Below are 12,222 nucleotides of genomic sequence, written 5' to 3'. Positions count from 1 at the left end.
TTTCAATCTTCCACTCTCTTTAGATTGCAGCTACGCAAGAGCTAAGCTACGAAGCAGGCGTTTTAAGAGCTCTGCCTGTAATACATTACGTTTATACGGTGAAAGATCGAAATCTGAACTTGCCACTTCATCGACAAAACGCAAAGCAACCTCTATAAGAAGTCGCTCTCGAGAAGAGATTAACTCTCTCTCTTGAAGAGCTGAAAGAAATCGTTTTGCATCTTGCTCTGTAATAGAATCACCAATAATTTCTTTTATATGGTTTACTTTCTCTTCAGGCATGTCATAACAAATTCTCACTATCCGAATATATCCATGGCCACCTCGTTGACTTTCGACGAGATATCCTCTCTCCGGAGTAAAACGACTTCGTAAAACATAGTTGATCTGACTGGGAACACATCCAAAAATTTCTGCTAAATCTTTCCGACGTAAAGAAACAGCTGATTCTTCCTCTTCTTCCTCTAAAAGCCTCATTATATAATCTTCTATTATCTCAGTCAGGCTGGGCATTACACAAACCTCCTACTCAAATTCTTCTATGCTTCTTATTGTAGATATATGGTCAGTATTAGTCAAGATTACAAAGAGGCATCGTCTTTTTTTGACGGAGATATTTCACCAACCCGGCCTTCCTCTCCTCTGCGTATCCTCGCAATGTTATTCCGGTGACGAACTAGCGCAAGAATAGCCATGAAGGAAACGGCTAAAACGTTGGACACGTGAAGGTGAAAAAGCAAAAAAAGAAGAGGGAGGGTAAAAAGAGATAAAATAGAAGCTACTGATACGTACTTGGACCAGCGCATCACTATATACCAAATTCCCCCTGCTATAAGGGCTGCGACAGAGCTCCAAGGCGGAACCATAAAAAAGACAACTCCATATGTTGTCGCTACACCTTTTCCTCCTTTAAAATTCAGCCATAGAGGGAAATTATGACCGCAAATGCTAGCGAAAGCGATAGAAGCCAAAACCACAGGACTCTCAATACCAGCCTTTCTCGCTATGATAAGTATTATTCCCCCTTTTAGCATATCTACAATAGTAACTCCTATTGCCCAAGGTCTTCCCATCAAACGACCTACATTAGTTGCACCAATATTCCCCGAACCAAATGTTCGGATGTCTACGCCTCGAAAGACTTTAGCGCATACATAACCTGTAGGGAAGGAGCCAGTGAGATATGCAGCGAATATCCAAAGCCAGTAAGACATCTCTCTACCTCCTCAACACGAAAGCATCCACCACTACTGCACCCTTTTTATTTACAAAAACAGGGTTGATTTCCAATTGTATAAGTTGACTTTCAGTGCAAGCTATACGAGACAACTTAGTAAGCATCTGGGCCAAAGCTCCTACATCATAGCTCGTTCGTCCCCACGCTCCCCGCAAAAGAGAGTACCCTTTTAACTCTCGTATCATAGCCATTGCATTTACCTCGTCTACTGGGGCGATACGGAGAACGTAATCTCTCACGGCACTTGCATAAACACCGCCAAGCCCCACTGAAAGAACGGGCCCAAACAGGGTATCTAATTTTATAGTAACAACACACTCTATCCCTTCCTGCAACATCTCTTGAACAAGAACTCCCCGAATTTCCGCTTCAGGGTTGGCAAGACGCGCTTTCTCTAACGTCCTACCATAGGCATTACGCAACTCCTCTTCCCCTTCAAGATTCAATGCAATAATTCTGGCCTCGCTCTTATGAACTATATTAGGTGACATGACTTTCAAGGCCACTGGATAGCCTATAATCTCTGCCGCTTCCAAAGCTTCATCAAGAGATTGACATAAATATTCCCGCGTTACGTCTACTCCATGAAAGGCTAGAAGACGTTTAGCATCATACTCCGTCATTTTTTCTGGCAAGGAAAGCAACGCCTCTTCTCCCTTAATAACAGAGCAATCCTCACAGCTAACAGGCATATGCGCATCAAATTGCATAAAAGGAGCACTGAGAGCTGATAATGCCTTGGCACATCGCCGAGTGCTGAGGAAAAAGGGGATTTTTTCTTCCCTCAACATTTCTCGGGACTCTTCTTCAAGCCCTCCCATGGCGCAACAGACTACAGGGTGTTTCTGCAATCTGGCCACTCCTAAAAGAGCTCTCAAAATATTCTTCGTTTCCTGCCCATAACTTTCTGTTAAAACAGCAGCGATCATATCTAGATTGGGAGAATCCATCAACCGCCGAAGTAAATAAGAAATTTCTTCCGTTCCATTAGCCCCTAAAGACGCTATATCGATAGGGTTATTCACATAAACACTAGGAGGCAACTTCTTTCTTAATTCTCGCTGCAAGTCTTCCGGCACAGCTGGTACCTTAAGACCTTCTTCAAAACAACAATCAGAGAGAGCAATACCGGCACCGCGAGAGGAAGAGACTATGGCAGTTTTTCTGCCAGGAGGCGAATCAAAAGAGTTATACATAGCAGCAAAATTTATTATCTCATCAGTATCTCGTATAGAAAAAATGCCAAACTGCTTAAAAGCTGCATCCCAAATAGCAGCATTCCCGGGAAGAGCTGCTACGTGGCTAGGGATCGCCTGGCGAGAAGAGACGTTTCGCCCTGCTTTTAAAACCCCTACTCGAACCTTGCGCCTATTAGCCTCTCGGGCCAACCTCAAAAAGGCAATTCCATCTTGTAGCCCTTCAAGGCAAAAAAGAAGAAGTTTAATGTTTGGATCTCTTAATATCCATTCTCCTATTTCAACAACATTGACATCTGAAGTGCCTCCAGTTGTCACCACATACTTAAAGCCTGTGCCCGCTTGACAAGCTGCAGAAGCTATAGAAAATCCCAGATCTCCACTTTGAGAAACGAGAGCTACTCGTAGATTTTCTCCCTGTTCTAAATAGCCCTGAAAGGGAGAAATGACAATGTGATCTCTCTGATTTATAAATCCCATGGAATCTGGCCCCAACACACGAAAAAGCGCTTTAGGCTGCTTGACTGTAAAAATTTCTTTTCTTGGTAATCTCCATTCTCCGCTCTGTTCAGATGCAAGCTGGAGAACAAAAGGAACATTTCTATCAGCACAAAGATGAAACCAATGGGAAGAACGTAAAGGAGGTACATCCAGTACAGCCAAATCTACACCTGACGGAAGATCTCTTTCGTTTTTTACTTCAAAAAGAGTCCCATTAAAAGTTCGCAATCTTTCCCATGCACGACGACAAGCTCCGCTCCAAGCCGTTCCTTCACCAATAAAAGCTATGGAACATGGATTAAATAACTTTTCAAAATTTACTTCAGAAACCATGGAGAAGAGCCCCCTTATATATAGGCATAATATCCGTATTCCCGATAATATTTGATGTTATTGTACATTTACTTGGAGAGAAGAGATACGTTTTATCATACTATAGATATCTTACTAAACTACATACCCAAGTTCGTTGAGCTTGGCCTGTTTTTACACATCCAAATCCTCACTCGGAACAAAAGCAAGAGGGAGAGCTCTTCGCTCTCCCTCTCCTTCATTCTCTTGAAAATAAGGGATCTAATTCCCCAAACCTTTAATTCGATCAGAACCCTTTTTAATGCCTGAAGCAACAAGATCCTTACCCTGCAGAATATCCCATTTTAAGTTCAAGACCAACAGGAACAGGGCAGAAAAACCATCAACTCTCCAATCCGCATTTTCCTTCTCAAAAGCTTTCCCCACTGTTTCGAGCTGCTCTATGCCATACCCATCTTTCCTTACCTCTTCAAGAAAGTCCTCCAGATCTTCTATAGTATTAATTTCTGCTGCTTGTAAAATATTATGAAGATACGTGAAGCTCTCAGCTAAATACTCTTCTGTGGGGTAATAGGCCGGGAACCCTGCCTTTACTGCATTAGCAGCCCACTCTTCTGGGATTTCAAGATGTTCTTTAAAATAATCAGCTAAGGCCTGACGAGTCAACGGACGACTTTCCAGTTCTGAAGCTGAAAAAGGTTCTGTCCGAACAGGCGCTACAGGTACTGCTGATTCTTTTGTTGATTCCCATAAATCTAAAAATCCCTCATCCGCCTCCTCCAAAAGAGCGCTGAGACGAAGTAACTTTCTTTTCAGTTTTTTCTGAGTAAGCGAGTCAGTGGCGGTATGGCTGACTTTGGGAGCTATACTAGCCCAGGCCTCTTGAATCACTGTTCTGACTTGCACCGTGCATTTCAAATCCCGATATTGACTCCACTCACGAAGTCGTGAACGTTCAGAAGAAAGAGAGACTACATAAGAAATTGCCGGATAACCAAATCTCTCCGGATCATCTACCAAGCTAGAAGTGGTAACAGAATGAGCTAAATCCACAAGGAACTCTTGTTGAAGAATTTTTTCGACCTTGCGAACATCTTCTGGGAAATGGAGCAACACACGAATCTGAGAGAGATCAGGAAATGCGTCAAGAGAAGAAATAACATCTTCTCCTCTTCCCATTAATTCTGACATAAAGTCATCAGGATTCTTCGCCCACCCTTGAACCCCATAAACCGCCATATCGTCTTGTCTAATCAAGTCTTGAACAAGATTTTTAACACGCATTGTAAACTCTTCATAGAGGGAAAGCTTTTCTAAATAAACCCTTCCCCATTCTTCAGCCTTCCGACCTTCCATTCATTAATCACCGCCTATTAATGATAGATCTTATCCCATCTGCACCACTGAAATACGTGGCCCCCATAGCTATTTTGTTGAGACAGAGGCCGCAAAGCCGTCTGTAGTATATATTAAATCAACCTTCTTGAAAAGGATTACTCATTTTATCCCCCATATTGAGGGAATTCGCAAGAACCAATCTAAAACGAGCTATAAAAAGGTTATCAGGTGCCAACTTTCGAGCTCTCTCTATAGCTTCCCAAGCCTCTTTGGGTCTATCTGCCTGAAAAGCCGCATGAGCTAAAAGCGAAGAATAAAAAGCTTCGTTACTCACAACTATATTTTTGGATTTTCCGCTATTTTCTACCTGCTCATTCTGCAAAGCATCCCATGCCTGACACATCATCAAGTACACCTGTCTGTCTCCTGGATTTATTTCTATAGCTTGACGTAGTGAGTCCAACCTCTTTACCTGGTTTTGAATCATAACATCTCCACCAAGGGATATCGCTTCATACGAGTAACGCACTGGAAGAAAAGTTTTAGACTTCGGGAAAGACAATGGAACCACCAGAGAAACTCCCTCCGGCTGAGAAGCTTTTTCCAGAGTAAAAAGATATTCCCAGCCAGTTCTTAAAAGCTCCTGATTTTGCTTCTGCTGACAAAGCTCTTTCATACGTTCTATAAGTACGTCACGACTATTCCTCTTCTTTTCTGCTTCTACTGAAAGAGCTACAGATTGAGGAGCAAAAAATTTCTTAAGGTCTGACTTCCCAGAATAAACTGGCACTCTTTTCCCTCTTTCAGGGAGGGATGGCTTTGATGGAAGGAGATCGATTTCTCCCTCTTTCATCTTTGTTACTTCATGTTCTCTTCTTTTTTCTTTTTCCTGCATTGATCTTTTCAGTTTTTCTATAGATTGAGAAAGAGCCTCTTCATCAGGATGCTTTTCAAGTAACACTTCATAAAATTCAAGAGCTTTTCCATAGTCTTCCATACTCTCAAAACAAAAAGCACGCCCTCGAAGAGCATCATCATCGTCAGGACTCAATTCCAAAATTTCTCGATAATACTGTTCTGCCTCTCTGTAATGTTGAAATAGCAAAGCCCGTTTGGCTAGTCCTTTTCTTTCTTCTATAAGAGCAGTACGTAACTTCTCTTCTTCCATCGCTTCTTCTTTCAAAAAAAACTGTTGAATAGATGTAATCTTCTTCAGTATTTCCTCATTCTCTGGTTGTAATTGTAAGGCCTCTTGGTATAAAGGGAGGGCATTCTTGAAGTCCTCTTTATCAAAAAAGCAATGAGCCGCCCCTAGCAGAGCCTGCAGATTAATGCGATCTCTTCGTAAAACCTCGTTATACGATTGTAATGCCTTCTCTTTCGAGTTAAGTGAGAAAAAGAGGTCTCCCAACCTAAGATAAGCTATACTATTTTCAGGATCTTGTTGTAGAACACGAAAATACGCATCTATAGCTTCCCCCTTGTCTCCCGCGTTCTCCAAAACTCTGCCTAACGCCAAAAGAGCCTCTATAAAATAAGGCTCTTTCTTTAACGCCCAGTTGTAATAATTAAGAGCTCGCTCATACTGTCCGTCGTTAAAGTAGCGATTTCCGCGGTCCAACAAAACCTCGGGAGTCGTATGTGTATAATAAAAATAAGCTCCAACAGCAGTAGCGCCTAAAGCCGCTCCAATTATTGTTCTATGCCGAAAAACAAAAGCTTCGCCACGTTTTTTCTCAACAGGCTGCTTCACAGATTCTTCTACTATCTCTAAAGGCTCACTAAAATTCTTTTCCTCGCCTTGCTCGTCTAACTGAAGTTCTTCACTAAGGACATTGTTTACTTCAGATTTTTCCCCATATATCTGATCTATCAATTCCTCAGGCTCAATATGCTCCTCTAAATTTTCAGCATATTCTAACTCCTCAGACAAGCCAGAAGTAGCCAATAAATCCCACGCTTCAGGAAGACCCTGTCCTTCTAAAAAACTCTCAGAGAACTCTTTCCCCTCTTTTAACTCCAAAGAGAGTTCTTCCTCTACAACCTCAGCTTCCATTTCCTCTTCTTCTGCATCAGAAGCCAAAGCCACCACAGGAAGCCCCAAACTTCTCAGCTCTCTCGCAGAAACCTCGTTTTTTTCGTGACTTCTGTTTATAGAGGCGACAAGGAGCCCCAGGTTCTTATTGGAATGCGACACTTCCATCGTTTCTTCGCGAAGCCAATCTTCCAAGCTTTTTTTCACCCCAAGTGCCCCTTTCTACTAATCTTCAACAAATCTCCACTTTACATATCATTAAAAAGTGTACCAATATTGATATTATCCTGCAATCCCAACTTACCTCTTTTCTTCAGGATATTCATGACTCTATTTTTGATACGCTCTCGATGAGAACCAGGCCAGAATACTCGCCCACAAGAAGGGCACTGAGTAAATTCATGATAAAACATTCGAGTTAGAGGTTCCAACTGATCAAGTATGGCTTCTTTAGATACCATGCGCAATATTTTATTACAATATGTACATCTGGAAAAAGGCTGGAGCCACTGAAAAAGAGAATAGAAATCAATAACCTCCTGCAATTGTTGCCAAGGAGATTCGGTACGTACCAGGTGCCCAAAAACAACAGTTTTACGTTTCAGCAACAAACGATCTCTCGTTAAGACAATACGATCTTCTCGCAGCGCTAACTCCGCTATCTGACTGTCTTTCCACTCCTGTTCATAAGCAGTATCAAGCCCCATAAGCCGGAGCAAAGAAGCCAGCTTCCCCACATTGACATCCGCAACAAAACGTGGCATTTCGAGAGCGTCAGGGCGCAAGAACGACTTTTTTGTCACATCCATGGGGGGAGTTATAGGAAAAACATCTACGAAATCTCCTCCTATTATTATTCGGTCAAAGTCTGATAAAACTCCATTTACATAAATAGTTCCTACTTCTGTGTGGGGAACTCCACATGCTTCTATGCCATCTTTCACCGATGTGGATCGTCTAATGACATGCATCATTTGTGGTGGTTCTTTAAGGGTAGGATGAAGGAAGAAATCAAGATTCCCATAAAATGTTATCCGGATCTCCACCTCTTCACCCTCTTTCTCGTGTCATAAAAATATTTGTATATTATAATTATTTTATGAGATGCATATTAGTGATACTTGATGGACTTGGCGATAAAGGCATTCCTGCTTTAGGAGGTCACACGCCCCTTCAAGTTGCCCGGACTCCGAATCTCGATCAGATTGCGGCAGCAGGGGTATGTGGCTTATATCATAGTTGTCTTCAGGGGCAAGCTATGCCCAGCGAAATGGCCCATTTCGTCATGTTTGGTTATGACCTCGCTCAATTTCCAGGTCGAGGGTATATAGAAATGCGTGCTGAAGGTTTTCCAGTCCATTCCGGGGATGTAGCCCTTCTTTCTCGAACCTTCTCTGTGAAAAAGGAAAAAGAGATGTTCATTCTGAAGGTAGAAAAAATGAATATTGACAAAGAAACCCTGGCCCCCCTCCATAAAGCGATACGCTTCTACTACGAAAAGGGCGTGGAAATAGAATTTATTCCCACTAAAGGGATCGCTGGACTATCTATTATGAGAGGCCCTGGATTATCTGCGGAGATTACCGATTCCAATCCTATTTACGAAAATCGCCCTATCATGAAAGTCCTACCTCGCCAAGACGCAAAAAACCCCGCTGCAGCCAATTATACTGCAGAAATACTTAATAAATACCTTCTCTGGTCTTACAATATTCTTTCAAATCACCCCATAAATAAGGCAAGGGAAAAGGAGCATACCCCTCCTATCAACTTCATAGGCCTTCAACGGGCGGGACAACATCAACCTCTCACTCCTTTTTCTCAAAAATGGGGACTTAAGGCTCTCTGCATTGCTTCCGGAGCAATTTATTATGGCCTTTGTTCCACACTAGGCATGGATGTTTTACACGTGCAAGATACAGAAGACCCTGGAAAAGATTTGGAAAAGCGCCTCCGTTTAGCTTATGAAGCAAAAGGTTACGATTTTATTTATGTCCACACTAAAGCTACAGATGAAGCCGCCCATGAAAGAAAACCAGATTTGAAAATAAGAGTCATAGAAGCCCTCGATCACGCTTTTAAATTTGCAAGGGACGTCTTTATCCCCGACGAAGACGTTCTTTTAGTCGTCACTTCTGACCATTCCACTGCTAGCATAGGAAACATGATTCACTCTGGAGAAACAGTTCCCATCGTGATGAAAGGGAAATATACGCGACGAGATAGTGTAGATACATTCGATGAAATAAGCTGTGCTCTTGGAGGTTTGGGGATTTTACGCCAACACGAACTTATGTATATGATCCTAAACCTTCTCGATCGCGGGAAACTGGGAGGACTTATGGACTCCCCCGTAGATCAGCCCTATTATCCAGGCCCATATATCCCATTGAAAGGGTGAGTGTCATGGACGAACGGATGAAAAAAATTCTGATGGAAAAACCAGATCTAGTCAGTAAATTCCCTTCTTGGATGATCTCTCCTGAATCTCTTGAACGCATGAACAAAAATAAAAATCTTGTAATCTTGGAAATAGCTGGGCGGGATAGTTTTGCTGCTCTATTTAAATATATGGAATCTCATGACATTGATGGAATACTTCCTACCATCGCCTATACTGGAACCGAGTTCGGCGACTGGCACTGTCTTTTTGATAATATCAAATATCTCCAAGGCCGTCTTCTTACCACTTACATTTCAATGTATCCTCCAGTGCTTATGGGGGCCCCTCGTTTATGGGCCATGCTTTGCGGAGCCACTACTGCCTTGTCGCTGTCCAGATATGGTTTTTATTCACCGTGTATAGGTTGCCATCTTTATCTTCATGCCCTTCGAATTCCGCTGGCTCTCTCTTTGGGGAAAGTTCCTGTTATAACAGGAGAAAGGGAATCACATGACGGCGTTATTAAGATCAACCAACTTCGAATAGCGCTTGAAGGGTATAGAGAACTATATAACACCTTTGCTCTTCCTTTGGAAATGCCTTTACAACATATTAGTCAGAATCGAGAGATAGAAAAGCTTTTAGGCATCCCTTGGGAAAGAGGAAAAAGACAACTGGACTGTGTTTTAAGCGGGAACTACGTAGATGAGGATGGAAACGTTTCTTACTCTGAAAAAGCTATCCATCGCTATCTAACCGAATTTGCCATACCAACAGTCCAAAAATGGCTTGAAGAAATTTTGAATGATTAAAAATAAGCGTAACTGAATCATATACGATTCTAAAAGAATAAAAAAATAGGGAATACCTTAAGGTATTCCCTATCTCTTTTCTAAAATGGTGCGGAGGGGGAGACTCGAACTCCCACAGCCTCGCGGCCACAAGGTCCTTAGCCTTGCGCGTCTACCCGTTCCGCCACCCCCGCAGAACGACGGTTATTATAATGGGCCTTGCCCATTAAGTCAATACAGAGGGAGAAAAAAGCTTAAAATTCCCTTCTCTCCTTAATACGGGCAGCCTTTCCACTTAAATCTCTCAGGTAATATAGCTTCGCCCTACGAACCTTACCAAGACGTTTGACTTCAATCTTGTCAACGGTAGGACAATGTAAGGGGAAAATTCTTTCCACCCCGACCCCATTAGAAATTTTTCTTACGGTAAAAGTCTCGTTGACCCCACCATGTTTACGGGCAATAACAACCCCTTCAAAAACCTGAATACGCTCTCGAGCTCCTTCTGTAACTTTAACGTGGACTCGTACAGTATCTCCAGGACGGAACTCTGGTGTTTCGCTTTTCATATATTTTTTTTCAACCAGTTTAATGGCATCCATAGCTAACCCTCCTTACTCACAATAAAATGTCTTTATCTCCAACCGAAGAACCTATCGAGAATAACCCCGACGGCCGTTCGGACTGAGAGGTGGTTATAATCTTCATAACCTCCAGAGAGAGGCTGTAAAACTTCTGAACATTGATCTAATACTTCATCCGGAAGACCAGAAGCTGTTCCAAAAAGGAAAAGAACCGGTTTTTGTTCTTCCAGAATAGACCTTTTCACTTCCAACCAGTGCACCGATCCAGGAAATGTTCTGGCTGTTGTTCCAATAATAGTGGGTTTTTCACGTTCTTTGCTTACGATCCACTCAATAGCCTTCTCTAAAGTAGCGACTGTTTTCATCTCTTTAAAGGCTTCTGCTCGGCTAGGATTAAAGAGAGCACCATAACCTTCCATCCAATGGTCTGCCATAGTCTTTGCCAATTCTCGCTGGCTTTTTAATGGCGTCACAACCAAAAATTTTCGAACGCCATAGGTTTTGCAAGAACGGCCTATATCAGAGAGATCTAGCCCTGTAATAGCAGCTGTAGTCACTTCCCCTGCCCTATTGAGAACTGGATGATGAACTAATGCCAGATAAACTCCCTTTTGAAGGTACGACGTAATATTGGCTCTACTTAAAAGATCCGGGCGTCGTCGCAATGTCCTTTGTACTGCCTGGAGATCCCGCCATTTGGTTATTTCTTTTTCGTTACCTGATAGAAGCACTGGTGGAACTTTTACCCCTTTCCATTCCGACGGACGAGTGTAGTGTGGAAAATCCAACATCCCTCTAAAAAAAGAGTCTTCTTCCACTGCTTTGTCCCGACCTACAACCCCTGGGACGAGACGGGCCATAGAATCTATAATGGCCATAGTAGGAATTTCTCCTCCAGTCAGAACGAAATCCCCCAGAGAAACTTCAAGATCTACATACTTTTCTACAAAACGTTCGTCTATCCCCTCATAATGGCCGCAAATAATAACAATATCTTCCCGAGAAGCGAGAGACTCTACCATTTCTTGAGTTAACATTGCCCCTTGAGGGCTCGGATATACAACCCACGAATTCTGGCTTCGCTCTTTAGCTTTATCCAAAGCTTTTACAAGAGGCCCTGGCATTAAGACCATTCCGCCGCTTCCAAAGGAATAATCGTCAATTTGCCGATAATTGCCCAATCCATACTCTCGGAGATTAACTACATCTACCTGAATTACTCCAGATTCAATAGCTCTTCCAATAATGCTTGTAGATAAGAAATCTTGAAAAAATTCTGGGAAGGCCGTAATGATAGTAACATGCATTATTCCCACAATCCTTCTATTAACTCTATTTCCATAACCTGATTGTCAATGTCCACATTTTTAATGAATTCTGAAACTGCCGGAATATAGTGTTCTTTCCCGTCCTCATCAAGGATTACATAAACATCGACAGGGCCAGTAGCAAGCACGGAATGAACTTTTCCAAGGTAACGGCTACTTCTCTTTTCATAGACCCGAATACCTATAAGATCGTCCACCCAATACTCTCCCTCCTCCAAAGCTATCCGCTCCTCTGGAGGGATCATGATCAAGTTGCCTTTCAAGGCTTCAGCACTTTCGCGATCTTTCAGTTCCTCGGTTAAAGCTACTACAATGCTTTTTCCTGCTATAACTTTCAGCTCTCGAACAGTAAGAACGGTTATTTGCGTCAAATCTTCTCCGTAGACCACAAGCTCTGCCATCAATCGGAAACGCTCGGGGAAATCAGTAAGAGGAAAAATTTTAATTCCACCAGCCACTCCATGCGCCCCAACGATTTTACCAATAGCTATCAGGTCTCGGTTACTCACGCTCATTC

At 42.5% G+C, this 12,222-nt stretch carries 11 protein-coding genes and 1 tRNA gene; 2 read left to right on the top strand and 10 right to left on the bottom strand.

Translation table 11 applies throughout. The annotated features are described in order from the left end of the window. Nucleotides 1-30 precede the first annotated feature (30 nt). The 6 genes from B4J50_RS07230 to B4J50_RS07205 form a co-directional block, all read right to left on the bottom strand. Nucleotides 31-513: a CtsR family transcriptional regulator gene (locus B4J50_RS07230; protein WP_024822647.1), complete on the bottom strand. Its 483-nt coding sequence runs from the start codon at nucleotides 511-513 to the stop codon at nucleotides 31-33. Nucleotides 514-581: 68 nt separating this feature from the next. Continuing rightward, the gene (gene plsY / locus B4J50_RS07225) at nucleotides 582-1,214 is read right to left on the bottom strand and encodes a glycerol-3-phosphate 1-O-acyltransferase PlsY (RefSeq protein WP_286845931.1); all 633 of its coding nucleotides are present in this window, start codon (nucleotides 1,212-1,214) and stop codon (nucleotides 582-584) included. Nucleotides 1,215-1,218: 4 nt separating this feature from the next. Beyond that, on the bottom strand, nucleotides 1,219-3,267 hold the full coding sequence (locus B4J50_RS07220) for an acetate--CoA ligase family protein (RefSeq protein ID WP_024822649.1): 2,049 nt from the start codon (nucleotides 3,265-3,267) through the stop codon (nucleotides 1,219-1,221). 240 nt (nucleotides 3,268-3,507) lie between these two features. After that, a complete protein-coding gene (locus B4J50_RS07215) occupies nucleotides 3,508-4,602 on the bottom strand; it encodes a RelA/SpoT domain-containing protein (protein WP_024822650.1) in 1,095 nt (364 codons plus the stop codon). Between the two features lie 118 nt (nucleotides 4,603-4,720). Beyond that, entirely contained in the window at nucleotides 4,721-6,826 is a 2,106-nt protein-coding gene (locus tag B4J50_RS07210) for a tetratricopeptide repeat protein (RefSeq protein WP_286845935.1), read from the bottom strand. Nucleotides 6,827-6,867: 41 nt separating this feature from the next. Then, a complete protein-coding gene (locus B4J50_RS07205; RefSeq protein ID WP_286845936.1) occupies nucleotides 6,868-7,665 on the bottom strand; it encodes a Mut7-C RNAse domain-containing protein in 798 nt (265 codons plus the stop codon). 53 nt (nucleotides 7,666-7,718) lie between these two features. Here B4J50_RS07205 and apgM point away from each other — a divergent pair, with 53 nt between their 5' ends. Then, nucleotides 7,719-9,020, top strand: coding sequence for an alkaline phosphatase family protein (gene apgM / locus B4J50_RS07200; RefSeq protein ID WP_286845938.1), 1,302 nt, complete (start codon nucleotides 7,719-7,721; stop codon nucleotides 9,018-9,020). A gap of 17 nt (nucleotides 9,021-9,037) precedes the next feature. Beyond that, a complete protein-coding gene (locus B4J50_RS07195) occupies nucleotides 9,038-9,814 on the top strand; it encodes a hypothetical protein (protein WP_286845940.1) in 777 nt (258 codons plus the stop codon). Nucleotides 9,815-9,900: 86 nt separating this feature from the next. Here the strand turns inward: B4J50_RS07195 and B4J50_RS07190 are convergent. From B4J50_RS07190 to rimM, 4 genes are all read right to left on the bottom strand, one after another. After that, a tRNA-Leu gene (locus B4J50_RS07190) sits at nucleotides 9,901-9,987 on the bottom strand. A gap of 60 nt (nucleotides 9,988-10,047) precedes the next feature. Next, on the bottom strand, nucleotides 10,048-10,395 hold the full coding sequence (gene rplS / locus B4J50_RS07185; RefSeq protein WP_024822655.1) for a 50S ribosomal protein L19: 348 nt from the start codon (nucleotides 10,393-10,395) through the stop codon (nucleotides 10,048-10,050). Nucleotides 10,396-10,427: 32 nt separating this feature from the next. After that, entirely contained in the window at nucleotides 10,428-11,684 is a 1,257-nt protein-coding gene (trmD, locus tag B4J50_RS07180; RefSeq protein WP_024822656.1) for a tRNA (guanosine(37)-N1)-methyltransferase TrmD, read from the bottom strand. Beyond that, the gene (gene rimM, locus B4J50_RS07175) at nucleotides 11,684-12,220 is read right to left on the bottom strand and encodes a ribosome maturation factor RimM (RefSeq protein ID WP_034326868.1); all 537 of its coding nucleotides are present in this window, start codon (nucleotides 12,218-12,220) and stop codon (nucleotides 11,684-11,686) included. Before rimM ends, trmD begins: the two co-directional genes overlap by 1 nt. Nucleotides 12,221-12,222: the final 2 nt, after the last annotated feature.

This window comes from Aminobacterium sp. UBA4908, from assembly GCF_002398115.1.
GTDB classification, from domain to species: domain Bacteria; phylum Synergistota; class Synergistia; order Synergistales; family Aminobacteriaceae; genus Aminobacterium; species Aminobacterium mobile.
The sequence above is the reverse complement of the archived record's forward strand: the minus strand, read 5'-3'. Positions and strand labels throughout refer to the sequence as shown.

Bases quoted from the DNA above. Each gene is read 5' to 3' on its own strand.
- B4J50_RS07195 (WP_286845940.1), top strand. From the start codon at position 9,038: ATGAAAAAAATTCTGATGGAAAAACCAGATCTAGTCAGTAAATTCCCT.
- rimM (WP_034326868.1), bottom strand. From the start codon at position 12,220: ATGAGCGTGAGTAACCGAGACCTGATAGCTATTGGTAAAATCGTTGGG.
- plsY (WP_286845931.1), bottom strand. From the start codon at position 1,214: ATGTCTTACTGGCTTTGGATATTCGCTGCATATCTCACTGGCTCCTTC.
- B4J50_RS07215 (WP_024822650.1), bottom strand. From the start codon at position 4,602: ATGGAAGGTCGGAAGGCTGAAGAATGGGGAAGGGTTTATTTAGAAAAG.
- B4J50_RS07230 (WP_024822647.1), bottom strand. From the start codon at position 513: ATGCCCAGCCTGACTGAGATAATAGAAGATTATATAATGAGGCTTTTA.
- B4J50_RS07220 (WP_024822649.1), bottom strand. From the start codon at position 3,267: ATGGTTTCTGAAGTAAATTTTGAAAAGTTATTTAATCCATGTTCCATA.
- trmD (WP_024822656.1), bottom strand. From the start codon at position 11,684: ATGCATGTTACTATCATTACGGCCTTCCCAGAATTTTTTCAAGATTTC.
- apgM (WP_286845938.1), top strand. From the start codon at position 7,719: ATGAGATGCATATTAGTGATACTTGATGGACTTGGCGATAAAGGCATT.
- rplS (WP_024822655.1), bottom strand. From the start codon at position 10,395: ATGGATGCCATTAAACTGGTTGAAAAAAAATATATGAAAAGCGAAACA.